The organism is Halomonas sp. McD50-4 (assembly GCF_022348135.1).
GTDB lineage: Bacteria > Pseudomonadota > Gammaproteobacteria > Pseudomonadales > Halomonadaceae > Vreelandella > Vreelandella piezotolerans.
The window spans coordinates 241336-265926 of the sequence record NZ_JAKRFG010000001.1 but is presented as its reverse complement, the minus strand read 5'-3'; the positions used below and the strand labels follow the sequence as shown (position 1 = coordinate 265926).

The window sequence follows — 24591 nt, the reverse complement described above, 5'->3', positions numbered from 1 at the left end:
CGGCTCGTCTCGTTGGACGAGCGGCTAATCACGTGCGCCGCTCGTCGGAGCGGCCACCAGCTGCTTGTCGCGGCTTATCCATATCGCCAGCACGATGGCAGGCAAGCCAAGCAGCGTCGCGATGACGAAAAACGTTGGATAGCCTTGAGCGCTCACCACGATGCCGCCAAAGCCGCTCAGGAATTTCCCCGGTAGTGTCATTAGCGATGAAAACAACGCGTATTGTGTGGCGGTATAGGCGCGCGAGGTCAAGCTCGACAAGAATGCGATAAACACGGCACTTGCCAAGCCGTTGGCCAGATTATCGCCGATGATCGTCACCACCAGCATGGGTAGCTGGTTACCGACCAGCGCGAGCACTGCAAACAATAGGTTGGTGATCATCACCAGCCCCGCACCCACTATCAACAGCGCTCCAATACCGTACCGGGCGACTAGCAGTCCCCCCAAAATCCCCCCTGTGATACTCATGGCGATCCCAAACACATTGGTGACGTTAGCAATGGTCGCCAGCGAAAAGCCCAGGTCGATATAGAGCGGATTGGCCATGGAGGCCATGGCCAAGTCGCTGATACGAAATACGGCAATGAAGATTAAAAGAGCGATCGCTTTCACGCCGAAGCGACGAAAGAAATCGGTAAACGGGCAAACGATAGCGCCAATGGCCCAGGCCCCCAAACGTCGCAGTGTTTTAGGCTGCCCCCGGCTGGCACGAATGAAGGCGCGTACTTTGGGTTCATGGATGAGCTGCACGGTTAACGAGGCCCGCTTGGGTTCGGGGCGAATCAACACGGTCATCACGCCAATGCCCACCAGCGCCGCCATGGTCAGATACGCCGCGTGCCACGAAACCGCCGAGGCCACGTAGAGCGCCCCGGCGCCCGCTGCTAACAGTCCGCCGCGATAACCGATGATGTAGGTCGATGCCATGGCTGCCTGCACATCGTCATCGGCGGATTCGATACGATAGGCATCGATGGCAATGTCCTGCGTAGCGGAGCCAAATGCCACCAGCAGTGCAAAGGCGGCCACCCAACCCAGATTGCCTACCGGCTCTAGCCCCGCTAGCCCGATGAGGCCAGCTGCAATCATCCCTTGGGCGAGTAACATCCATCCCCGGCGTTGCCCAAAGGCGCGGGTCAGTAGCGGTAGTGCGAGCCGGTCTACCACCGGGGCCCAGAAGAATTTGATCGAATAGAGCATGCCAATCCAGGCGAAAAAGCCGATGGCGGCAACGTCGACGCCGTCGCTGCGCAGCCAGGCCGAGAGTGTCGAGAACACCAATAAAAAGGGCAAGCCTGCCGAAAAGCCTAAAAACAGCATGGTGATCACGGGCGCTTTGCAGTAGATGCCAAGCGCCGCCAGCCAACTGCGCTGGGGTATCGGGGTGGGCATGAAAGGGGCTTCTCCAGAAAGAAAACATCGGTGACGTGGCCCGCTGGAAAACCCGACGATGTTAGACTGTGCCAAGGATTCATGGTCAGCGTGCCATGACAAAGGCGACAGCTTACCGGAGAGGAGTTTTCCATGTCGATTACCGCCCATCAGGTAGTGACCTTGCACTACGTACTCAGCGATGTGCTCAGCGATGGTAGCACCCGCGTGCTGGATGACTCCCGTGCACGTCAAAAGCCGCTGGAGTACCTTCACGGTCATGACAATATTCTGCCGGGCCTCGAGCGTGATTTAGCCGGTAAAACCGCAGGCGATGAAGTGAGCGTCACGCTGACGGCGGCGGATGCGTATGGACTGCGTAACGAAGCGTTGGTGCAGAAGGTGAGCCGCGCTTCGTTTGGTGGCGCGGACATCGAGCCCGGTAGCCGTTTTCAAACGGAAGGCGAAGCGGGGCCACAAATCGTGACCGTGCTGGCCATTGACGGTGATGACGTCACCGTGGACACCAATCACCCCCTGGCTGGCCACACACTGCGCTACCAAGTGAGCATTCTTGACGTGCGTGAGGCAACCCGTGCCGAGCTTGCCAAGGGCCACCCGCTGCCGCCGGGCACCGAACATAGTAAAGTAGAAGATCGCAAAGTGTTGTAAGCCCCCCCTAAAAACTGACCTGCATCAAGTGCACGGCTGCCTTTGAGGCGGTCATTTTGAAAGCTTGATCCAGGTCAGTTTCCTCTTGGCTGAACGCAGTACGATGGCCCCATACATCACAGCGGGAGGGGAACATCATGTACTGGGACGACGCTGTTATTTTTGGCTTGGCCACGGTCGCCTTAGTGATCGCTTTCATGGTGGGGTGGGTAGGCTTCGTGATTCGTGACCACCTGCGCAAAGACGAACGCAAAAAACCGTGATTGCAACGACTCTCATGTGCAGATAGCTCGCAGCGTGATACTGCTTTCGTCAATCGACGGTATCAGTCGTCAGGGGAGGGGGCTTACGCCAAGGTGTAAGCTTCCTGTTGCCGGCCCTTTTGGGTCGGCTTTTTTGTGCTTTTTACTTCACTAATTCTCATTGGCCACGGACCCCCAAAGGGAATCGATTGAGCCGAAAGTGTTAATAGACGTTGAAGAGCATTGGCCTTCTTGCTCTGGTAAAGTGCATGGATCTTATCGTGCACTAAACCAAACTAGGAAGCTGCCTGCTATGAATGCTGTTCCGTCTCGTCTGCCCCTGCGCTTCGGTAGGGCGTGCTCCAAAGCAGCCATGGTCCTCGTTACCTTATTACTGGTTGGCGTGTCGCCCGCGGTTCAAGCACAAGCGCTGAGCTTGATCAATGGGGAGTCCACGCAAAAGGTAGCACTGGGTGATTTGCGTGATCGTGCCGATACCGCCTTTACCGTTTTCGATCCTTTCCAAGGCCGTGATGTCGACATGCGCGGCATCTCTTTCCGTGATTTTTTGATCGAGCATTTTGGCGAGGTGCCGCCGACATTGCACTTTACCGCCTGGGATGATTACGAGGTCAGTCTTGGCGGCTGGGACGACCCGAGTTGGTACTTGGTGACCATCGAAGATGGCGAGCCCCTAAGCCTGCGCTCGCGGGGGCCCATCCGGCTAGTCGAGCGGGAGTATTCTGGACGAGATATCGAAAACTTGCGCGACTTCAACGACTGGATTTGGATGATTCGCAGCATTGAGGCACAGTGGTGACCTCTCCAGATCCAAATAAGCAGCAAGGCTTGTCAGTTCGCTGGGGGGTGCATCGGCTGTTTAACTGGCTGTCGCTGAGTCTGATGAGTTTCGTGGGCCTGATGGTACTGATCGTTTACGAAGCGCGCTGGGTCTACCCTGAAATCCAAGCCTATTTCAGCCAGACCGGCAGTCTCACTGGCCAGCAGTTGGCGACCCGTGCCCGAGGCTATGTGCAGCGCGCTCAAGAGGAGCTGTTGGTCGCCGCCTCACCTCTCGAAATCAATAGCGCTCGTCACTCGCTGGAACTTGCCTACGGTCTGTTCGACGTGGACGTTTACCGTCAAAAATATGCCTGCACCGAACCTAGCTTGGCACTCATGGATGAACTTGCCGAGCTCCTCGATACTCAGCAGGTCGACCCCTTCGATGCCGCTCATGCCCTGTTCATTCCGGTTCAGTGCCTGACTCGCATCGAGATGAATCAGCTAGACCAACGCGGTATGGTCATCAATGATTTTTCATCCAGCACACGTCGGCACCATCAGATACTGACGTACTCAAGCGTGCTAATTTTTGCGCTGGGCCTGCTGTTTTGGATCATGCACCAACGCCAGCTCAAACGCACCGAGCGGGCGAATTCGGAAAAAATTGCCTGGATGGCTAGGGCCATGTGCGACCCTCTGACCGGCATTGGCAATCGCAGCGCGCTCTACCAAGACGTTGCGGCGTATACAGGTTGTTCGATGGGCTTGATCCTGGTCGATATCGATTTCTTCAAGCAGTATAACGATGCTCTGGGCCACCCGGAGGGGGACTGCCTGTTACGGAGGCTCGCAAGGCTACTGAAGAGCGCATTGGGAGAACAGGCGCGTCTTTACCGGCTCGGGGGTGATGAGTTTGCGGCACTACTGCCATGCCCCAACGACCAAATGCTGGTGCATCATTGTGAAGCACTGCAATTGGGACTGGAAGAAGCCCAATGCCACCATCCAGCGCATCCCGACAATAAGGACGTGACGTTGAGTATTGGGGGCGCCCGCTTTGTGGCCGACGCTACTTCGTTCGCGGCGGCCTATGAAGCGGCCGACAAAGCGCTTTATCAAGTCAAAACCGCAGGGCGCGACGGCTGGCAAATTACTGCAAGCGCATGACGTCGTCGTACATGGGGGCCAAACGGCCCAGCATGTCGTTGCGGGCGGCTAGCGGTACGTTTTCATCCGCCATGGCGGCGTCGAGATATTCCACCACACGATTGAAGTGGGCGTTGGTGATGCCCATGGTTTGGTGGGCGCGGTCCATGGGTGGGCCATCATACTGACAGGGGCCATCGGCCACATCGCAAAGTTGCGTCGCAAGCGAAGCTGCAAACAGATCGATGTTGCTATTGGCGAAGTAGCTGACGATCTCGTCGTCATCGGCAATGCGGTAAAGCAGATTCTCGACCACTGCATCGATGGTCGCCTGTCCGCCCATGCGCTCATAGAGCGTGGCGTTCTGGGGCTGATGTGCGCTGCAGCCTGTGATGAGCAGCGCTCCAGCGAATACGCTCGCCATGGTCGTGCAGCGTAACGCGCATAGTGATCTCATCTTGAAAAATCCCATGGCGGCTCCTTTCGTGATCTTTTTGATTAGGCGTTGTAGGGGGGGGGTATAAGCCTGGTGGGTCGGTGTGAACGATTTAGAACGCTGCTTGCAGCGAAAGGTAGCCGCCACGCTGAGACGGCAGCCCGGCGATATCGCCTAAATCCAACCACGCGCCGGTCAACGAGACGTGTTTATTGAAGAAGTAGGCACTGTAGACACTTTGCCAATCCTCCTCTTCGGTAACGCTCAGGTTGTCGGGTTTTTGGCGGTATTCGGTCCCTACAATCCAGTTGGGAGTGACGAAGACCCCAACACTACCTTCCGCCATCCATGCGTGACCGCCTTGATCCCCGCCAAATCCTAACAGGCCGCCCTGGTTGGCTGAGGTGTTGCGCAGCGTACCGTTGATCAGCACGTTACGCCCCAAGAAAGCATTGAAGAGCAGTTTGCTGGCACTCAAGTAGGTATCGGTACCGTTCACGTCATCGGCTCCGAGGGCCGTTGGCACGCTGCCATCCACCAGACGTTTATGCATGACGCCAGCGCTCCATATGCCAAGCGGGTGATACAGCACGTCCCCGAAGAGGCGTACTTTTGCTCCGTAAATGTTCTGCTCCAGTTCTCCACCTAGCGTCGACAGCTCGAACGATTGGCGAGCAATGGAGAATTCCATGCGATCATGGAGGTTTAGGCTGGCGCTGGTCACAGTGAGTCGATAGTCATCGACCCAGGCGCGTGTTGCCGCAGCGGTTACGCCGATTTCATCGTCGCTTGCGGTGCTCGACAGCACGGCCCAGGGGGAGAGGCCGCCCCCGGCTGCTCCCTCAATGGCACTGACGGCACCGGTGCCTAGAATACGGCTGCCCGCCATGCTGGCGGTAGCGACCAACAGCGTACTGAGCGCGGTCGCCGTGACAATGGCGCGCCGTTTTGATGAGCCAGTCTTGCGCATAACGTTCCCTTTTTTAATTAGTGAGCCGTTTCGGCCGAGAGTGACAACGGCTTGAATTCGTCTAGCCAGTCGGTGATGGCTTCCGCGGGCATGGGTTTGGCAATCCAATAGCCCTGAAGATAGTCGCAGCGTAGGTGGCTCAATATCTCGGCACTGGCGCTGTTCTCTACCCCTTCCGCAACGATCTTGAGCCCTAAATGGTGGCCCATCTCGATGGTCGAACGGACGATGGTGAGATCTTCTTGCTGGGTATCCAGCTTCAAAACGAACGATTTATCGATTTTGAGCTCATTGACCGGTAACCGTCTGATTTGCGCCAGAGATGAATAGCCGGTGCCATAGTCATCAACGGCAATCGTAAGCCCCATTTGGCTAAGCGCCATTAACGTTTCAGTCGCAGCATCAACATCTTGCATGACGGCGCTTTCGGTGACTTCCAGTGCAAGCTGGTCAGGCGACAGGCCGTAAGTCTCGAACAGCTCGTGGATATGCATTGACAGGCCAGGATCGATCACGTCGCTTGCCGAGAGGTTGATGGCCACCGAGAGATGGCAACCTTGACGTTTCCAGTCGCTAAGCTGCTCACATACGTGGTCTAGCATCCAGTCAGTGAGTAAGCCAATATTGCCGGAGCGTTCGGCCAAACCGATGAATTCGTCCGGGGGAACGAAACCGAGCGTGGGGTGGCGCCAGCGCATCAGCGCCTCGAATTGGCAAACGTTGCCCGTGGTGGTGTCGACTTTGGGCTGGTAGGCCATCCATAGTTCACCGTTGTCTACCGCTTCCTGAAGATCACGAATCAACATGAGCTGGCGCAGGTGCTGTTCGTCTTGGCCCTCTACGTAGCGCTCGTGGGAGTGACGGTGGCGACGCGCTTTATCGAGGGCAATGTCCGAGCGACGCAGTAGCAGTTGGGCGCCGTCGCCATGGGTGGGATAACTGACTTCACCGACAGAGAGCGATGGGACGATCAGCGATTTTTCCAAGCTAATCGGTTCGCTGATCTCTTCGATTATCTCTTCACGTTTGCGCTGGTCAAGCTCGGGCGCGTCGATCATCAGCATCAGCTCGTCGCCATCCAGGCGATACGCCTTTTCGACGGGGGCGGGCAAGCGGTGCAAACGTTCAGCGAGGGTCACCAGAAGATGATCGCCGAGCTCGTAGCCGAAGGTATCGTTGATGTCGCGAAAGTCATTGATGGATAAACGCAGCAGTGTAAAAGGTGTCTTCAACCGAATGTAGCGTTGGATGTCTTCAAAAGCGCTGACTCTGTTGGGCAGATTAGTGAGTAGATCGTGACGCGACTGATGCAGCAGCGTGGCTTCACGCTCGGCAATGTCCCCCTGCATGGAGAGTAGCGTTTTGGCTAATTGATTGGTCTCGGTCACCGAGCTGCCGCTTGCGATAGTGTCGATATGCTCACCCTGACCAATACGTTTAGCCGCTTGGGCTAGCCCAATTAGCGGCTTGCTGATGCTTCGTGCGCTCCAGAGCGCCACGACCAGCGTCAAAAGCAGCATTAGCGCAACGATACTCAGTAGCTGCCACTGCAAGCGACTGTAAGCCCCCAGTAGCTCGTCGCGGGAGAGCTGAATGAGCGCGAATGTTTGGAAGTTTGGGTCTGCCATCAAGGTCGTCTCATAAGAGAAGTAGCCATTCTCCTGCGACAGTTGATGACTGGGCGTGTAAGCACCCTCTATCAGTTGTTTTCCGCTATCGCTCATCAAGCTGACGGCCAACTGATCGCTATGGGAGCTGGCGAGGTAACTGATATCGCCACTGGCGTCGTAAGTGACGATGCTGACTTCCAAGCCGGTGAGTGCATTGAGCTCTGAAGTCACGTTCTCGTCGATCAAAAACCCCATGCCGACCCAGCCAATCAGATTGGGCGCGCGTACCGGTAGGAGCACGAACTCGTAAGGTTCGCCATCATTGATCACCACACCGACTCCGCTGCCGGTTTGCTGGGCACGTTGAAACAGGTCTGGAAACGGCATGGGGCTGTTTTGGGCATGGTGGCTGCTGGCTAGAACGTTACCGTTCAAATCGCTCAGCATCACCAAGTCGGCCTTGGCACGATCGCCATGATTGGCCAACACCGAGTAGAGCGTGGCCGTATCCTGGGTGGCAACGGCGCTTTTAAAGCCAAAATCCTCGGCGAGAATGGCCACGTTACCTAGTAACTGCTCGCCGCGAATGTTCAGCAACTGCTCAAACACCCTGGCACCGACCTCCAAGCGCTGATTGCCTTTGGTTAACGCATCGTTTTGGGTCGCGCGCAAAAACGCGATCCCCGTTGCCAGCTGTGAAATGATCACGACCGTCAACAGAACGAGCGTTAATCGCGTGCGAAAGCGCATGGTTCCCTCGTTCAGTGACTATGCGTAGCGTTTTGAAAACGCTGTTGCAGCGGCGAGAGTGTAGGGGCGGGGGGAGGCACTGCGTTGAGCTCCAACGCCACGGTCAAAGTGTCAGCATCGCTGATCTCACCTTCCCACCATACGTTCTGACTATCGTCCATGCGGCTATGCCATACGCGCATTCGGTGGGCGCCGTCGGGAAGCGCTGGGAGGGAAAGACGGCCTTCGCTGTCAGTCAGTGCTGCATAAGGCGCATCGCTGACCACGATGAACGCCTGCATTTGGTCGTGAATGTTGCAACCCAGCACCACAACGCCGGCTTGGTCAAAGTGAACGGGCGGCGGTGTTTCGCTGAGAAACAACTCGAGCTCGAAGGTTTTCGCAGGTGAAAAAGAGAAAACGTGGTGCCGCGTGGTATCTTCGTTCGGAAACGCCACATAGCTGCCGGTAGGGATCGTTGTGACTCGGGGGTTAAAGGAGGCATTACGCTGAACGATATTTTTCGTCTGAATGTCGCTAGGCGCGGCAGGCTGGTAATAGACCTCCACTACGGCATTTTCCAAGGGGATGCCATCGGTGTCGGTGACGCTTACATTCGCGGCCTGTGCAGCAAAGCTCGTCATGGTCGTCAAGCAACCAAGCGTCCATAGAGTGAGGGTAAAACGCACACCTTGACGCAATGTAAGCATGGGGAGTTACCTAAGTAAGTACGAGATGGCCAATCATGTAATGATTATGTGGCAAAGTCATGTTGATGCACTAACGATCTACTCACAGAAAGTAAAAAGCATCAGCATCCGACTCTATATCGGCACCTGCAAGCTCGGCTTGAGGATGCCTAGCGCCAGTGGTTTTGCCACGCATCGAACACCCGTTCCGGGTACCACGTTTTACCTAGACTGCCATTGTAGCGAGCGAGTGCGCGGGTAAAGTCGCCCCGTTCGATGGCTAGATAGTGGGCGAGAATCGTGCAGCCATAGCGCAGATTGCGGTTGGGATCGGTGAGATCGTCCATGGGTAGGCCAAGCTCTTCTACCCAAAATGGCATGATTTGCATCAAGCCGACGGCACCCGCAGAAGACACTGCCTCGGCGTTAAAGGCGCTTTCTACCTGGATGAGTGCCAATACGAGATCGGGCGGTAGCCCGGCGAGCCGAGCTTCTTGGTAGAGGCGCGTCAGTAGAGCGTGGCGCCGCTCAGGCGAGGCGACAAATCTGGCAAGCGGCGCATCCTTGCGGCTGCGCCACTGCTGTAACTGCCACTGACCATAGGGCGTTCGTAGATCGGCGGCTTCCAGCGTAGCTCGCAGTGGTGGCTCCGCCACGCTGGGCGAAGCGATGGCGGTCATCATTAGGATGACCGCCATCGTCCTTATCACATGTCGCTGCCGCCAACGCCCCCGAAAAGAGCTCAGTGACATACGTGCTGATTACTTAGCGCTAATAAGGCCCGCTTGTTCACGCAGGAAGTCCACGATGTTGTCGGCAGGGATCATGGTGGCCTCGCTGTCGCGACGTCCTTTGTACTCCAACTCGCCGTTGTCCAGGCCGCGGTCGCCGATCACTACGCGGTGTGGCACACCCATGAGCTCTAAATCGGCAAACTTCACACCAGGACGCGTATCCCGGTCATCTAGCAGGACGTCCAAACCTGCTGCGGTCAGCGTTTGGTAGAGGCGCTCGGACTCTTCGCGCACACGCTGTGATTTATGTGCATTCATGGGCACCAGCGCGACGTGGAAGGGGGCAATGGCATTGGGCCAAATAATGCCGGCATCGTCGTGGTTCTGTTCGATCGCCGCCGCGACCACGCGCGTTACGCCAATGCCATAGCAACCCATCCATGGATGGCTGGTTTTGCCATTGTCGCCCAGCACGCTGGCATTCATCGCTTCAGAGTACTTCTTGCCAAGCTGGAACACGTGGCCGACTTCGATGCCACGCTTGATCGAGAGCGTGCCTTGGCCGTCAGGTGACGGGTCGCCTTCTACCACATTACGAAGGTCGGCGACCTGTGGCAGAGCTGCATCGCGTTCCCAGTTGATGCCGAAGTAGTGTTTTCCGTCGATATTGGCACCTGCGCCGAAATCGCTCATCAGGGCCACGCTTCGGTCGATGATGATCGGCATTTCCAGGCCGACCGGGCCTAGCGAGCCGGGACCTGCACCCACTGCCGCACGGATTTCTTCCTCGTTGGCCATGGTCAGCGGGGCTTTTACCTGGGGCAGGTTCTCGGCTTTGACTTCGTTGAGTTCGTGATCACCGCGCACCAGCAGGGCAATCAGGCCGCCTTCTGCTGCATGTACCATCAAGGTTTTAATGGTCTTTTCAATAGGCAGCTTGAACTGCTCCACCAGCGTGGCAATGGTTTTGGCATTGGGGGTATCGACCAAGCGCATCTCCTCGCTGGGAGCGGCGCGCTCGACGTTGCTGCCGAGTGGTGCGGGCAGCGCTTCGGCTTTTTCAATGTTGGCAGCGTAATCGGAGGCATCCGAGAAGACGATATCGTCTTCGCCGGAATCGGCCAGCACATGAAATTCGTGAGAGCCTGTGCCGCCAATGGAGCCGTTATCGGCAATCACCGGGCGGAAGTCGAGACCAAGGCGAGTAAAAATGCGCGTATAGGCGTCGTACATACCCTGGTAGGTCTCTTTGAGAGATTCCTCGTCCAGGTGGAAGGAGTAGGCATCCTTCATGATGAATTCACGCGAGCGCATCACGCCGAAACGCGGACGAATCTCATCACGGAATTTGGTTTGAATTTGGTAGAAGTTCACCGGCAGCTGCTTGTAGCTGGCGATCTCTTTGCGCACGAGATCGGTGATGACTTCTTCATGAGTGGGGCCTACGCAGTAATCGCGCTCGTGGCGATCTTTCAAACGCAGCAATTCCGGGCCGTACTGCTCCCAGCGGCCAGACTCCTGCCATAGATCGGCGGGCTGAACGGCAGGCATCAATACTTCTTGGGCACCGGCCCGGTTCATCTCTTCACGCACGATAGCTTCCACTTTGCGCAGAGTGCGTAGCCCCAGGGGCAGCCAAGTGTACAGGCCCGAGGTGAGACGGCGGATCATCCCGGCGCGCAGCATTAACTGGTGGCTGATGACTTCAGCATCGGCCGGGGTTTCTTTTAATGTCGCAATCAATAATTGGCTGGCGCGCATGGGTGTGAGCATTCCTTGGTTAACAGCGGTGACGCTGAATGTTGTATCGAACGTAGCGCTTAATCGAGCGTTGAATCGCGCATTGTACGGCGAAGCGGGTAAGGCGGCAAAATCCTAATCGGCTCGGTGAGCGTGCGCGGTAGCGGAAGTGTGCTAGAATCGAGCGGCATTTGAGTCGATAGTCGTTGATTTGACCATAACAAGCAGCCATGCATCGGCTATCGGGACGTTTAGTTTTCGAGGGAACCTCCATGCAGCAAGCAGTTCGCCGTTGGTTAACGGGGGCCGTTATAGGCGTCTCCATTGTGGCATTGAGCGGTTGTGGAACCATGTTTTACCCTGAGCGTAAAGGGCAAATGAGCGGCGATGTCGATCCAGTCGTGGCGATTGCCAACGGTGTGGGTTTGCTGTTTTTCATTGTGCCTGGAGTAATTGCTTACGCCGTCGATTTTTCGAATGGCACCATCTATCTCCCTAGTGCGAGTAGCGCATCGGTAGATGTTCATCATTTAAACGACGCGATGGACATGGCCTCTTTGGAGAAGCTGCTGTCAGAGAAAGCCGGTCAGCCCGTGAGCTTGGAGAACGAGCTGCTGGTGATCGAGGAGATGGACAGTTTGGATGAGGCTCTGGCCATGGTGAGGATGTCCGGCGTGTTGGATGAAGAGCGGCTGGCCACAATGTGAATGGTCGGCGTCTGTATACCAACGCCCCTCTTAAACGCCCCTGTCAGGTTACCTGACAGGGGCGTTTATCTATTGCTGCACAGCTTTTACGATGTTGCTTTCGCTGAGGTTATTTTCAATACCGTCAAGCCGACTACCAACCCCCAAAAGGCTCCCCCGATCCCCAGCAGCGTAATGCCCGAACCGGTCAGCAAAAAGGTCACGATGGCTGCGTCGCGCTGCTCGCTCTTTTCAAACGCACTTGCCAACCCTGCGCTCAGCGTGCCAAGCAGGGCAATACCCGCCAGCGCTAGGACAAGAATACTCGGTAATGCATTGAAGATGCCGGTGACCGTGGCGCCAAATATACCCATCGCCATATAGAAAACACCAGCGGCAACGCCAGCGGTATAGCGTTTTTTAGGGTTTGGGTGCGCATCTGGCCCCAGGCAAACCGCAGCGCTAATGGCGGCCATGTTCAACGCATAGCCGCCCAACGGGGCGAGCAGCAGCGTAGCGCCGCCTGTCCATGTCATCAGCGGCGAGCTATTGGGCTGGTAGCCTGCTGCCCGTAAAACCGCAACACCCGGTAAATTTTGAGTCGCCATAGTGATCACGAACAGCGGAATACCGATACTCAGCATCGTCATTGGGTTAAACACTGGGGCAGTAAAGACCGGGAGCGTGGGTGTTAGCGGAATATCCTGGGTGCTGATTTGGCCTTGCAGCAGGGCTACCACGACGCCGGTGAGCAGCACCCCCGGCACCGCGAGCGTTGGCCATAAACGCCTGCCTACCACCCAAGCCGTCAACATCACAAGCGGTAGCAGCCACTGGCGTTCCATGACGTTAAAAAGTTCTAGCCCAAAGCGCAGCAGAATACCGGCCAGCATGGCGGAGGCAATGGCGCTAGGGATATGGCGCATCAAGCGCTCGAAAAGCCCCGTGACGCCGCACAACGTGATCAGTAGCGCTGAAAACAGAAACGCGCCGATAGCTTCTTCGATCGGAATGCCGGGCAGGTTCGTGGCTAGAAATGCTGCGCCTGGCGTCGACCAGGCCGTCAACAGCGGCATTCGGTAGCGCAGCGACAGGCCCAGTGAGGTCACCCCCATGCCAATGCCCAGCGCCCAAAGCCACGAGCTAATTTGCGCCGTGCTGGCGCCGGCGGCCGCTGCGGCTTGAAAGATGATCGCCGCCGAGCTGGTGTAACCAATCAATACGGCAACGAAGCCCGCAATGACGGTTGATAGACTAGTATCGCGCCATAGGCTAGGCGCAGGTTCGTCGTGAGTAGTGGAGGGCGCTTCCATGGGTGGCCTCGTGCAAGCTGGGGTGGCACTATGTGCGTCATAACGCACAAGCGCCACGTTACCACTGTGCGTTATAGCGCACAACTGGGGTTGAGACAGGGTTTGAAACAGGGTTTGAAACAGGACCTGAAACAGGAGAGAGGAATGGCAATCGAACCGCACACCATTGCTGCACATATTGCGGGGACAGTGCGTCAGTTGCGCAAAGAGCGCGGCTGGAGCCTTGACCGGGCGGCCGGTGAAACGGGGGTGAGTAAAGCCATGTTGGGTCAGATAGAGCGCGGTGAGTCTAGCCCTACTGTTTCGACGCTCTGGAAGATTGCCAGCGGCTTTCGGGTATCTTTCTCGACACTGTTCGATAATGACAAACCCGCGTTAGGTGAGCTACACCGAGATGGTCGAGAGTCCGTCTGGGGTGATGACAGCGCCGGTATGCAGGCGCGCTTGCTGTTTCCCTACGACCCTCTGCTGGGGTTCGAGATGTTCATGATCGAACTTGCCCCTGGAGCGATCAGCGAATCATCGGCCCATGCCAGCGGCGTGGTGGAACACATCGTGATAGTGGAAGGGGAGATGGAGCTGCGCATTGATGAGCGCTGGCAAACGCTGCGGGCTGGCGAGGGGCTGCGTTTTTTTGCTGACCGGCCCCACGCCATGCGCAATAACACGGAGGGCCGGTTACGCTTTCACGATGTGATTCATTATTTGCCCGGCGCGGCGTCGGGCATTTGAGCGCGCAGCCAGTTGAGTTCCTCGGCCCAGATCTCGGGTTCGATGGTCTCCAGAATCATCGGGATGCCTTGGATGCGCTGGTCTTGCATGATAGCGCTAAAAGCGTCCAGTCCGATATTGCCCTTACCTAGGCTGTGATGTCGGTCGACGCGGCTGGCAAAAGCGCTTTTGGCGTCGTTCAGGTGCATGCCGCGCAAGTACTGGAAACCCACGACCTTGCCAAGCTCATCCAGAGTGGCCTGTGTCGCGTCGCGGGTGCGGAGATCGTACCCAGCAGCGAAGGCGTGGCAGGTATCGATGCATACGCCTACCCGTGATTTATCATCGACTTGCTCAATAATCTCGGCCAGGTGCTCGAAGCGCCAGCCGAGGTTGGTGCCTTGACCTGCGGTATTTTCGATCACCGCGGTCACGTCCTGGGTATCCGCCAGCGCTTCATTGATCGAGTCGGCAATACGCGACAGACACTCGGTATCGCTGATTTTGTTCAAGTGGCTGCCGGGGTGAAAGTTGAGCAGCGTCAACCCTAGCTGCTCGCAGCGTTGCATCTCGTCTAGAAACGCGGCACGGGATTTTCTAAGCCCCTCTGACTCTGGATGGCCCAGATTAATCAGATAGCTGTCGTGGGGCAGAATTTGCTCTGGGCCAAAGCCGTGGTCTTGGCAGGCCTCCTTGAAGGCGGCAATGGCCTCGTCCGTCAGCGGTTTCCCCTTCCACTGACGCTGATTCTTGGTGAACAGCGCAAACGCCGTTGCACCGATCTCGACCGCGCGCAGCACGGCCTGATCCGCGCCGCCCGCTGCACTCACATGAGCACCCAGATAGTTCATCATTTCCCTTAAGTGGCAGGTTAAGCAGACTGGCCCGCACGTTGGCGATTATCTAAATATCGCTTAAAGGCGGCGGGCTCATCGGTAATGGCACTGGTCACGCCCCACGACCAGCGGCTGGCAAAAGCGCTGGGGTCGTTAGCGGTGTAGCAGAGTATCTGGTAGCCATCGCGGCACATGGCAGCGGCTTGCATCTGCTTGAGCCTTGGCCAGTGGGGGTGAATACTAAACGCCTGTACCGCCTCACACTGCTCACGCCAGTGCTTGGGCACACTACCAAACAGGGCGCCTAGTGCCAGTGCTTCTTTAGGGGCGTGGTGTCGGCAATGGGCAAGGGCGGTCGAGTCAAACGACGAGATCACCACCCGCTCGGGAGGTAGAGCCTCTAAAACGACGGGCAGTACCTCATCCACCAGGCGGATGGGGTCACGGCCTTTATTGACCTTGATCTCTAGGTTAACGCCCATCTCCAGCTCGTTCAGCAGGGAGAGCATGGCCTCCAGGCTGGCCATTTTTTCTCCGGCAAAGCGATCACCAAACCAGCGGCCTACATCGAGCTGTTGGGCCTGCTGCCACGTGAGGTTGGCAAGCTCTCCTCGACCATCCGAGCAGCGGCTCACATCGCTGTCGTGCCAGATGACGGGTGTATCGTCTTTCAATAGCTGCACATCCAGCTCTACCCAGGTGGCACCGGCTTGTTGGGCCGCACGGACGGCGGTTAGGGTGTTTTCAGGCGCTGCCGCTGAGTAGCCTCGATGGGCAATAAGCGTAGGAACAGAAATAGCAGGATGCGTCATGTCCAGTCCGTGGGTAGTGGCTGATAAACGGAGTGATCACCATTGTTGGCACAGTCTAGCACGCAGCCATGACAGCCGTGTGTCGGTTTAGCGGGCTAATCACTTGATTTAATGTGCCCAACGCGGTTGGATAGCGTCCAGGGTATGTCCAATAATCAATAACAGGAGTCTCATGAATGTCTAAGCGTATCCAGTTTTCCAAGACCGGTGGTGCCGAGGTGTTGGAGTGGGTGGAGGTCGAACCGGCTGCCCCCGCCGCCGGCGAAGTGCGTATCGCCAATAAAGCGGTGGGGCTCAACTTTATCGATATCTATTTCCGCACGGGGCTGTATCCCGCGCCTGCCATGCCGTCTGGGCTGGGAACGGAGGGCGCTGGCACGGTGGATGCCGTCGGCGAAGGTGTGACGCATCTCAAGGTGGGTGACCGTGTGGCGTATGCCCAAGGCCCGCTGGGTGCTTATGCGGAATTGCACACGCTACCTGCCGCTAAAGTCGTCAAATTGCCTGACTTTATCGATTTCGACACTGCCGCTGCCAGCATGCTCAAAGGCCTAACGGTGCAGTACCTGCTGCGCCAAACCTATGCACTCAAGGGCGGTGAGACCATTTTGTTCCACGCGGCGGCTGGTGGCGTTGGCTCCATTGCTTGCCAGTGGGCCAAAGCGCTCGGCGTCAAGCTGATTGGCACGGTCAGCTCCCAAGAAAAAGCCGATCTTGCCATGGCCAACGGCGCTTGGGCGACCATCGACTACACCAAGGAAAATGTGGTGGAGCGCGTACGCGAACTCACCCAGGGTGAGATGTGCGACGTGGTTTATGACTCCGTCGGTAAAGATACCTGGGAAATGTCGCTGGACTGCTTGAAGCCCCGCTCGTTGATGGTGAGCTTTGGCAACGCTTCTGGCCCCGTCGATGGCGTGAACATCGGTATTCTGAACCAGAAGGGCGCGCTTTTCGTCACGCGCCCGAGCCTGAACGGCTACGCTGACACGCGTGAGCGCCTAGAAATGATGTGCGACGAATTCTTCGGCATGATCGAAAGCGGAAAAATCCACATCGACGTGGCTAACCGCTACCCGCTACAAGAGGCTGGCAAGGCACAGGATGCGCTGCAAAGCCGTAAAACGACGGGCTCTACGATTCTATTGCCGTGATACCTACTCGTTATCGACACTTACTCGATATCGACGTAAGCACCCAACTGACGCATTCGGCTCTCAAAACGGGTCACGTTGTCGACCAGCTGGTCAGGGCCGAATGCCACGCACTCCGCTAGAATCGCTTCGCTGAGCGTAATCGCCGCCAGTATCGACGGGAAAAAGTGCGGCGTGGCGTTGGCGACGGTAAACGTCATGCAGGCACCCGGCACGAGTGGCGATCGCAGCGTATCGGTAATCACGATGGCTTGAACGCCGTTGGCGCGGGTAATTTCCAGCGCCTTCATCGTCTCGGCGCAGTAGGGCTCAAAGCCAAACGCCACCACCACATCCTGCTCACTGAACGGAGCCAATTCGGTGAGCAAGCCTCCCTCCTGGCCGCGAATGAGCGTCACTTCCGGCATCGCAATGCGCCCCACGTAGGCAAAGTGGTACGCGCAGGCGAAGGTGTCTCGAAACCCGACCACGGCGACTCGCCGTGCGGCCAAGATTCGCTCGGCGGCCTCTTTGACGCGCGTTTGGTTATCCGCCGTAAACAGCCTGCCAATATTATCGAAGGCAGCGTCGCCTACCTCCGCAAACAGCGCCGCTTCTGGTTTTCGGTGCTGCTGCTTCAACTGGCTGGCGCGGCCGGATAGCTCCACCGGCGCTGCTTGCACTGCCGATTGAAACACTTCCCGAAATGGCTCGTAGCTCTCGAACCCAAGCCGCTTGGCTAACCTGACCAGAGTGGAGGGAGTGACGGATGCTGCCTGAGCCGTTTTGCGGATCGACTGAAACGCCATCTCTGCAGGGTGTTCCAGCACATAGCTGGCGGCACGCTTGAGCTGTGGGCTAAGCGCTGCGTAGCTCTCGGCTAGCTGCAGGTGAATGCTGTCCAGGCTGATGGCGTGAGTGGCGTTGTCTGGCATGGCACCCTCTTTCATGGAAAATAAAACATTTGTACCAATTATAAATGTTTTTGCTACAGATGTATTGACGCCGTCCCAGCGACTACTTTATCGTTCAAAAAACACATTCGTTTCTTTTTATTTTAAATAAAGAAACAAACGTTTCGTTGAGTTTTGACGACTGTTCCGAGGAGGTTAGAAAAAGCACCATGCCTGCTGACGCTACTGCGCTGCCCAATTATGAAACGCTGCTGGTGAGTTTAAATGCCCGCGTAATGACCGTACGACTGAATCGCCCGCAGCGCCTCAACGCCGTTGTTGAGGCGCTCTACCAAGAGCTGCTGGATGTGCTGCGAATAGCACAGCAGTCGCCTCAGGTCCGGGCGGTGGTGCTGACCGGTGAAGGGCGCGCGTTTTGTGTCGGTGCCGATATGAAGGCCCACGGCAGCGCTAAGCGCACGCTGTTTCAGCGCCGGGCCTATTTGCAGCTGGGTAACGACGTATGCGAGGCCATCACCCAGCTCGGTAAGCCGGTGGTGGCGGCAGTGAACGGTTATGCGCTGGGGGCAGGCGCGGAAATGGCCGTCGCCTGCGATTTTGTCGTCATGGCCGATGACGCGCAGATAGGCTTTCCAGAAACCAGTATCGGGACGTGCGTAGGTGGCGGCGTTTCCAAACTGCTTCCCCAACTGGTGGGGCTCACTCAGGCCCGCCGCCTGCTCTACTTAGGTGACAAACTTTATGGGCCTGAAGCCGCCGAGATGGGGCTAGCGCTGGCGAGCCATCCGCAAACGCAACTGATGGCCGAAGCCCAGCTGCTTGCCGAACGGCTGGCCAAGCAGGCGCCTGTGTCCATGGCGATGTTAAAGCCGCTGGTCAATCGCAGTACCCATACAAGCATGGAGAGCCAGCTACAGCAGGAGTTGGACGCGGTGTTTACCTGTTCCACGACCGATGATTGGCAAGAGGGGGTCGATGCCTTTGCCGAGCGGCGAGCGCCTAATTTTCAGGGCCAATGAGTGTGGGCTTAACCCTTAAAAACGAGTTCTGAATCAAGCCGTCGCGCACTTCTTTGTCAAACAGGTTTCGCCATGAACACTATCGAAGGTCATCTTCCAATCCGCAGCCCGCTGCATGACATCTTAGCCCCCACCGGCATTGCCATCGTTGGAGCCTCTGCGGACCCGACCAAGCGGGGCTATAAAGCCATGATCGGGCTGATCAACGGCAGCTACCGGGGAAACATCTACCCGATCAACCCAAAAGCCGATCATATTCTAGGTGTGAAGGCGTGGCCCTCTATTGCCAAGATGCCGGGCAGCCCCGAGCTTGCGCTGCTGTGTACGCCTGCCGCCACCGTGCCTGCGCTGATTGCCGAGTGTGGCCGCCGGGGGGTGAAAGGGGCGGTCATTCTGGCCAGCGGGTTTGGCGAAACCGGCGAAGAGGGGGCAGCGCTGGAGGCACAGATGATGGAGATCGCCCGTGCCCACGGCGTGCGTATCATCGGCCCAAACACTTCTGGCATGTTTAACCTGCACCACCAAATTAACTTGCTGGCGCTGGATAACGTCAAGCCGGGTGATATCGGTATTATTTCCCAATCCGGCAATATGCTGCTCTCTCTTGCGCTGGAAGCCCAGCATAACGGGCAAGTGGGGTTCAGCACCTACGCTGGTCCTGGCAACCAGAGCGATATCGGCTTTAACGATTACCTGCGCTATTTAGGGGAGGACGAGCACACTCGCGTGGCTACGCTCTACGTGGAGGGCTTCCGTGATGGGCAGCAGTTTCTGAAAGTGGCCCGTGACGTGACCGCCATGAAGCCGGTGGTGGTGTATAAATCCGGTGCCACCGAGCAGGGCCAAAAAGCCGCCAGCTCCCATACCGGTGCGTTGGCCGGTAGCTACCAAATGACCGTCAATTTGTTGCGCCAGGCAGGCGTTAGCGTGGTGCAGTACTCCGATGAAATCCTGCCCGTGGCGGAAGGATTGGGGCGGCTCCAAAAAGCCCCCGGTAAGCGCGTGGCGGTGATTTCTGACGGCGGTGGCCAAGCCACCATTGCCGCCGACCGGTTATCGGAAGCGGGACTGACACTGGCCGAGCTTTCTGACGCTACTCGCTCTGCACTGCGCGAGGTGTTACTGCCTCAGGCATCTACCCTTAACCCGGTGGACGTGGCAGGCTCCTCGGATGCTAACCCTTCGCTGCTTGCACGCTGCATCGAGCTGGTGATGGCGGATGAAGGCGTCGATAGCGTCTTTCTGGTGGGCATGTTCGGCGGGTACAGCCTGCGTTTTGCAGAATCACTGATGGGCGACGAAATGCGCGGCGCAGAGCGCATGGTAGAGCTTGCTCAAGCCTCTGAGAAACCCCTGGTGATTTACAGCCTTTATGCGCCGATCAAACCGCCTGCGTTGCGCCGTCTACACGAAGCCGGTTTGCCGGTGTATTCCTCGATTGAGCATGCGGTGCGCGTGCTTGCTGCCCTAGGTGAGCGAGGAGAGTACCTGGCCCGCCAACAGGCACAAGAGACGATAGCGCCCGCCGCGCCATCGGAAACAGGCAAGACCATGCTAAAAGCGGCCAAGGCGGAAGGGCGCGATTTATTGGAGTTTGAAGCAAAGGCGCTGCTGGCGGAGCACGGGATTACCGTACCTACCGAGTGGCTGGTACGCCAGGAGGAAGAGCTGGCCAAGATCGCCGAGCAAACCGCAAAAGCGCCGCTGGCGATGAAGGTGGTTTCAAAAGACATTCTGCATAAATCCGACGCGGGCGGGGTCAAGCTCAACTTAGTGGGTGACGCCGCACTGCGCGATGCCTTTCAGGCCATTCACTCAAACGCCCAGGCTTACGACCCGAACGCCGAGATAGAGGGCGTGCTGGTCACGCCCATGGCTGAGAAAGGCGTCGAGATGATTATCGGCATGCTGCGCGATCCGATGTTTGGCCCGGTGCTGATGTTTGGCTTAGGCGGCATTTTCGTGGAGGTGCTAGAGGACGTTGCCTTCCGCTCGCTGCCGCTGACCCTGCGCGACGCACGCTCCATGGTCGATCAAATTAAAGCGCAGAAAGTGCTGGCAGGGGTGCGGGGGGCTGCAGGGGTCGATAAGGAAGCGCTAGTGTCGCTGCTGATGCAGGTGTCTCAGCTCGTAGAGGCTTACCCAGATATTTGCGAACTAGACTTGAACCCGGTGATTGCCTATCCAAAAGGCCATTCTGCCGCTAACTACGCCATCGTCGATGCCCGAATCATTGTGGAGCGCCAACCATGAGCCAACCATTACCCGCATTAACCGATACCACTCTCACTCTAGATAATCGTGTGGCGACACTTACCCTTAATCGCCACGACGTGCGTAATGCCTTAACGGGCACCGCACTCGTTGACGACATCGTCGCCACCGCCGCCTGGGTGAATGGCTGCCAGGAGGTATCGGTGCTGTTGATTACCGGAGCGGGCAGTGCGTTTTGTGCCGGTGGAAACGTAAAAGACATGGCCGAGCGCGGCGGCGATTTTGCGGGGGATGTGGCGGAAGTCGCCGAGCGCTACCGCACGGGCATTCAGCGGATGCCGCTGGCACTCCATAAGGTCGAAGTGCCCATCATTGCCGCCGTCAATGGTGCGGCCATCGGTGCCGGATTCGATTTGGCCAATATGGCGGATATGCGTATTGCCTCTCGCAAGGCGAGCTTTGGGGAGACCTTTCTCAATCTGGGGATCATTCCCGGTGATGGCGGGGCATGGTTCATGCAGCGGCAGATTGGTTATCAGCGTGCCTTCGAACTGACGCTCTCTGGCCGAGTGATCAGTGCCGAGGAGGCGTTTGCTTACGGCATAGTGCTGGAGGTGGTCGAGCCCGAACAGCTTATGGAAACCGCGATGGCCCATGCCCAACGCATTGCGGCTCAGCCGCCCAAGGCGACACGTCTGACTAAACGGCTAATGAAAATGGCGCCGGATATGGAGCTGAGAGCCTTTCTGGATGTCTGTGCCGTTTTTCAAGGCATGTGTCATAACGAGCCGGAGCATCTTCGAGCCGTGGAGCGGCTGATGGCACGTATGAAACGCTAACCCGCGTCTTACCACTGGCAGTTCGTGGCGATATTGATTTGCCAGAGCTTGTACGTTCGTATAGTCATCGTCTAATGTGTCGCTCAGTACGCTGCACTTTCCTCGTCGGGAGAGCGGTGGGTATCACATAGGGAGATGGCGCTCTGATGACTCTGGAAAGTTTAGGACTGACCCCCAGCACGCTGGTGTTTATCGTGTTGGGACTCACGCTGGCAGCCTTCATCTGGGGGCGATTTCGTTACGATTTAGTGGCCCTGGCGGCGTTGCTAGGCTCGGTGATGCTGGGCCTTGTCCCTGCCGATGAAGCGTTTTCCGGTTTTGGCCATCCAGCGGTGATTACCGTGGCGGCCGTGTTGGTGTTAAGCCGTGGTTTCGAGCGCTCTGGCGTGGTGGATGTCATTGCCAATCAGGTGCTCAAAGTGGGTGAGCGCTTGATGCTACAGCTACTCGTGTTGGTGGGCACCGTGGTGGTGCTTTCTGGCGTGATGAATAACGTCGGCGCACTGGCGCTGTTGTTACCGGTGGCGATGCGCCTTGCCCGTGAACACAATACATCTCCCTCATTGCTGCTGATGCCGCTGGCATTTGGCTCTCTGTTGGGTGGTCTGACCACGCTGATTGGCACGCCACCCAATATCATTATTTCCGCCTACCGAGGCAATATCACTGGCGACAATTTTGGGATGTTCAGTTTCTCGCCCGTGGGAGTCGCGGTGGCACTGGTGGGGTTGATGTTTATCGTGATCGTGGGCTGGCGATTGACGCCCAAGCGCAATAGCCAAGCCGCTACGGACGATATGTTCGATACCGCCAACTACTTGGTCGAGCTGAAAGTGACCGAGGATTCCAAAGCCAACGGGCTTACCCTGCAGCAGCTGCGCGACGAACTGGAGGAAACCATTCCCGTCTTGGCGGTGGTACGTGAAGACAACCGTCGAGCAGGCTATCAGTTTCATGGCGTGCTTCGCGAGGGCGATATTCTGCTGTTGGAAGCGGGTCCCGACGAGCTGAAACTACTGGAAGATAAAGTGGGCTTGAGCGCGATTGCCGAGCCGGAAGAGCCTGAGGAGGGGCAGTCAAAGGGCGATGATGAAGGCAAAGACGATGAACGTCAGCCGGTCGATACCGAAGGGTTGCAGCTCATCGAAGCCGTCGTGCGCAACGATTCGATGATGATCAATCGCAGCGTGCGCCAGTTACGTCTCAACCATCAGTTTGGCCTGCACCTCGTGGCCGTAGCCCGTGACGGTGGCCGCTTGAAACAGCGCCTGCGCGACATTCGTTTTCAAACCGGCGACGTGCTGCTATTGCAGGGCAGCGAAAACGAAATCGCCGATAGTTTATCGACGCTGGGTTGTTTGCCGCTGGCCAACCGCGAGCTTCACCTGGGACAGCCGCGAAAATTGGCCGTTTCAGTGGGGATTTTCGCCCTGGCAATCGTGGCCATGCTGCTCGATTTGCTGCCTGCTGCCGTCGCCATGAGCAGCGCCGCACTGGTGTCTCTATTGATCGGCGTGCTGCCCTTGCGTGATGGCTACCAGGCCATCGACGGGCCGGTGATCGTGTTGCTGGCCGCCATGCTGCCGGTGGGTGAAGCGCTGGAGACCAGCGGCGGTGCAGATATCATCGCCGAGGCGCTGCTACGGTTTGGCGTGGAGTGGCCGATCGTCGTGTCCTTGGTGGGGCTATTTTTGCTCTCCATGCTGCTCTCCAACGTGGTCAACAACGCCGCGGCGGCGCTGCTCATGGCGCCCATTGCGTCCAGTCTTGCCAACGGCTTCGACGCCTCGCTCGATCCGTTTTTAATGGTGGTGGCCGTCAGCGCCTCCTGTGCGTTTTTAACGCCCATTGGGCACCAATCGAATACCTTGGTTCTCGGGCCAGGTGGTTACCGGTTTGGCGACTACTGGAAACTGGGACTGCCACTCTCGCTGGTGGTCATGGCCACTGCCATCCCAGCCATATTGTGGGTATGGCCCCTGTAGAAGATCAATGGAGCACTGGGCTCCGGCCTGTTCGTGGTTCGCGCTATTAGATTCCGAAAATTTTGCTAATCTATTACGCACATAGACCAATAAATATCGAACAGGCCGGGCTTATGAATCAACAGTATCGCCAGGATGCCATCGTCGAACTGGTTCGCCAGCACGGCTACATGAGTATCGAACAGCTCACCGAACACTTCGCGGTCACGCCACAAACCATTCGTCGAGACTTGAACACTCTGGCCAACGAAGGTCGCGTGCGCCGCGTACATGGTGGTGTCGGGGTCGAGTCAAGTACGGTCAATACGGCTTACAGCACCCGCAAAACGTTGCACCTCGAAGAGAAAGAGCGCATTGCCCGCTGCTTGGCACAGCATATACCCCATCATGCCTCGCTGTTCATCAATATCGGGACCAGCAATGAAATGATCGCCCAAGCGCTACTGGAGCACCAAGGTTTGGAGATCATTACCAACAACCTCAATGTGGCGGCGATTCTGCAACACAAAGAGGACTTCACGGTGATCATCGCGGGCGGTCAAGTGCGCTCCCGTGATGGCGGGATCATCGGCGAAGCCACCATCGACTTCATCAATCAGTTCAAAGTGGATTATGGAATCATCGGGATCAGTGGCATCGACGAAGATGGCTCGCTTCTGGAGTTTGACTACCAAGAGGTACGCGTTGCCCAGGCGATCATTGCCAATTCGCGAAGGGTGTATTTAGCCGCAGACTACTCGAAATTCCACCGAAACCCAGTGGTGCGCCAAGGTAACATTTCCCAACTGGATGCGCTGTTTACCGATCGTAAGCCCCCCGAGGCGATTCAGCGACTGCTCAACCAGCACGATGTGGCGCTGCACATTGCTTAGCGCCTGTCACGACAGTGCTCAGGCTTTGGCTAAGGTGGCAGAGTTTCATACTTGAGCATTCCAGGCGCCTAGAGTAGCCTCTGATGATAATAAAACGAAACAAAACAGACAAAATCGAAAGAACCTACA

Annotated in this window: 23 protein-coding genes; 12 read left to right on the top strand and 11 right to left on the bottom strand. The window is 57.2% G+C overall.

From position 1 onward, the window contains the following. Positions 1-24: 24 nt before the first annotated feature. A complete protein-coding gene (locus MHM85_RS01275; protein ID WP_139527333.1) occupies positions 25-1395 on the bottom strand; it encodes an MFS transporter in 1371 nt (456 codons plus the stop codon). Positions 1396-1527: 132 nt separating this feature from the next. On the opposite strand from MHM85_RS01275, the gene MHM85_RS01270 reads away from it, so the two are divergent. The 4 genes from MHM85_RS01270 (at position 1528) to MHM85_RS01260 (ending at position 4241) form a co-directional block, all read left to right on the top strand. After that, positions 1528-2046 (top strand): peptidylprolyl isomerase, encoded by a 519-nt coding sequence (locus tag MHM85_RS01270; protein WP_139527334.1) that lies wholly within the window; start codon positions 1528-1530, stop codon positions 2044-2046. A 137-nt stretch (positions 2047-2183) separates the two neighbouring features. Next, positions 2184-2309, top strand: a complete 126-nt coding sequence (ccoM, locus tag MHM85_RS18340) for a cytochrome c oxidase subunit CcoM (protein WP_255303935.1) — start codon at positions 2184-2186, stop codon at positions 2307-2309. Between the two features lie 292 nt (positions 2310-2601). Continuing rightward, positions 2602-3108 carry a hypothetical protein gene (locus tag MHM85_RS01265; protein WP_231125641.1) on the top strand — a complete coding sequence of 169 codons (507 nt, stop codon included), beginning with the start codon at positions 2602-2604 and terminating at the stop codon, positions 3106-3108. Between the two features lie 29 nt (positions 3109-3137). Continuing rightward, positions 3138-4241 carry a GGDEF domain-containing protein gene (locus tag MHM85_RS01260; RefSeq protein ID WP_239283629.1) on the top strand — a complete coding sequence of 368 codons (1104 nt, stop codon included), beginning with the start codon at positions 3138-3140 and terminating at the stop codon, positions 4239-4241. Here the strand turns inward: MHM85_RS01260 and MHM85_RS01255 are convergent. The 6 genes from MHM85_RS01255 to MHM85_RS01230 form a co-directional block, all read right to left on the bottom strand. Beyond that, positions 4225-4692 carry a group 1 truncated hemoglobin gene (locus tag MHM85_RS01255; protein ID WP_231125643.1) on the bottom strand — a complete coding sequence of 156 codons (468 nt, stop codon included), beginning with the start codon at positions 4690-4692 and terminating at the stop codon, positions 4225-4227. The two genes, MHM85_RS01260 and MHM85_RS01255, sit on opposite strands and share 17 nt — an antisense overlap. Positions 4693-4768: 76 nt before the next feature. Further along, complete coding sequence (locus MHM85_RS01250; RefSeq protein WP_239283627.1) at positions 4769-5626, bottom strand: DUF3034 family protein; 858 nt, start codon at positions 5624-5626, stop codon at positions 4769-4771. A 17-nt stretch (positions 5627-5643) separates the two neighbouring features. Then, on the bottom strand, positions 5644-7986 hold the full coding sequence (locus tag MHM85_RS01245; RefSeq protein ID WP_239283617.1) for an EAL domain-containing protein: 2343 nt from the start codon (positions 7984-7986) through the stop codon (positions 5644-5646). An 11-nt stretch (positions 7987-7997) separates the two neighbouring features. After that, positions 7998-8675 carry a Cupredoxin gene (locus MHM85_RS01240; protein WP_139527337.1) on the bottom strand — a complete coding sequence of 226 codons (678 nt, stop codon included), beginning with the start codon at positions 8673-8675 and terminating at the stop codon, positions 7998-8000. Positions 8676-8824: 149 nt separating this feature from the next. Continuing rightward, complete coding sequence (locus MHM85_RS01235) at positions 8825-9337, bottom strand: transglycosylase SLT domain-containing protein (RefSeq protein WP_239283607.1); 513 nt, start codon at positions 9335-9337, stop codon at positions 8825-8827. A 78-nt stretch (positions 9338-9415) separates the two neighbouring features. Beyond that, entirely contained in the window at positions 9416-11149 is a 1734-nt protein-coding gene (locus tag MHM85_RS01230; RefSeq protein ID WP_239283596.1) for a proline--tRNA ligase, read from the bottom strand. A 251-nt stretch (positions 11150-11400) separates the two neighbouring features. On the opposite strand from MHM85_RS01230, the gene MHM85_RS01225 reads away from it, so the two are divergent. Continuing rightward, positions 11401-11835 (top strand): hypothetical protein, encoded by a 435-nt coding sequence (locus tag MHM85_RS01225; protein WP_239283583.1) that lies wholly within the window; start codon positions 11401-11403, stop codon positions 11833-11835. An 86-nt stretch (positions 11836-11921) separates the two neighbouring features. On the opposite strand, the gene MHM85_RS01220 is transcribed toward MHM85_RS01225, so the two are convergent. After that, on the bottom strand, positions 11922-13127 hold the full coding sequence (locus tag MHM85_RS01220) for a benzoate/H(+) symporter BenE family transporter (protein WP_239283581.1): 1206 nt from the start codon (positions 13125-13127) through the stop codon (positions 11922-11924). Positions 13128-13271: 144 nt separating this feature from the next. On the opposite strand from MHM85_RS01220, the gene MHM85_RS01215 reads away from it, so the two are divergent. Continuing rightward, positions 13272-13859, top strand: coding sequence for a helix-turn-helix domain-containing protein (locus MHM85_RS01215; RefSeq protein WP_239283571.1), 588 nt, complete (start codon positions 13272-13274; stop codon positions 13857-13859). Here the strand turns inward: MHM85_RS01215 and nfo are convergent. Further along, on the bottom strand, positions 13829-14689 hold the full coding sequence (gene nfo, locus MHM85_RS01210; protein ID WP_239284476.1) for a deoxyribonuclease IV: 861 nt from the start codon (positions 14687-14689) through the stop codon (positions 13829-13831). The two genes, MHM85_RS01215 and nfo, sit on opposite strands and share 31 nt — an antisense overlap. Positions 14690-14709: 20 nt before the next feature. Then, positions 14710-15486 carry a glycerophosphodiester phosphodiesterase family protein gene (locus MHM85_RS01205; RefSeq protein ID WP_239283553.1) on the bottom strand — a complete coding sequence of 259 codons (777 nt, stop codon included), beginning with the start codon at positions 15484-15486 and terminating at the stop codon, positions 14710-14712. Between the two features lie 176 nt (positions 15487-15662). Here MHM85_RS01205 and MHM85_RS01200 point away from each other — a divergent pair, with 176 nt between their 5' ends. After that, positions 15663-16640, top strand: a complete 978-nt coding sequence (locus MHM85_RS01200; RefSeq protein WP_139527344.1) for an NADPH:quinone reductase — start codon at positions 15663-15665, stop codon at positions 16638-16640. A 20-nt stretch (positions 16641-16660) separates the two neighbouring features. On the opposite strand, the gene MHM85_RS01195 is transcribed toward MHM85_RS01200, so the two are convergent. Beyond that, positions 16661-17554: a MurR/RpiR family transcriptional regulator gene (locus tag MHM85_RS01195; RefSeq protein ID WP_239283551.1), complete on the bottom strand. Its 894-nt coding sequence runs from the start codon at positions 17552-17554 to the stop codon at positions 16661-16663. Positions 17555-17742: 188 nt separating this feature from the next. On the opposite strand from MHM85_RS01195, the gene MHM85_RS01190 reads away from it, so the two are divergent. The 5 genes from MHM85_RS01190 (at position 17743) to MHM85_RS01170 (ending at position 24462) form a co-directional block, all read left to right on the top strand. Beyond that, positions 17743-18552: an enoyl-CoA hydratase-related protein gene (locus MHM85_RS01190; protein ID WP_239283533.1), complete on the top strand. Its 810-nt coding sequence runs from the start codon at positions 17743-17745 to the stop codon at positions 18550-18552. Positions 18553-18624: 72 nt separating this feature from the next. Further along, positions 18625-20805, top strand: a complete 2181-nt coding sequence (locus MHM85_RS01185; protein WP_239283531.1) for an acetate--CoA ligase — start codon at positions 18625-18627, stop codon at positions 20803-20805. After that, the gene (locus MHM85_RS01180) at positions 20802-21605 is read left to right on the top strand and encodes an enoyl-CoA hydratase-related protein (RefSeq protein ID WP_239283520.1); all 804 of its coding nucleotides are present in this window, start codon (positions 20802-20804) and stop codon (positions 21603-21605) included. Before MHM85_RS01185 ends, MHM85_RS01180 begins: the two co-directional genes overlap by 4 nt. Positions 21606-21751: 146 nt before the next feature. Then, positions 21752-23590 carry an SLC13 family permease gene (locus MHM85_RS01175; protein WP_153843714.1) on the top strand — a complete coding sequence of 613 codons (1839 nt, stop codon included), beginning with the start codon at positions 21752-21754 and terminating at the stop codon, positions 23588-23590. Between the two features lie 113 nt (positions 23591-23703). Further along, on the top strand, positions 23704-24462 hold the full coding sequence (locus tag MHM85_RS01170; RefSeq protein ID WP_139527350.1) for a DeoR/GlpR family transcriptional regulator: 759 nt from the start codon (positions 23704-23706) through the stop codon (positions 24460-24462). The last annotated feature ends 129 nt before the right edge of the window (positions 24463-24591 follow it).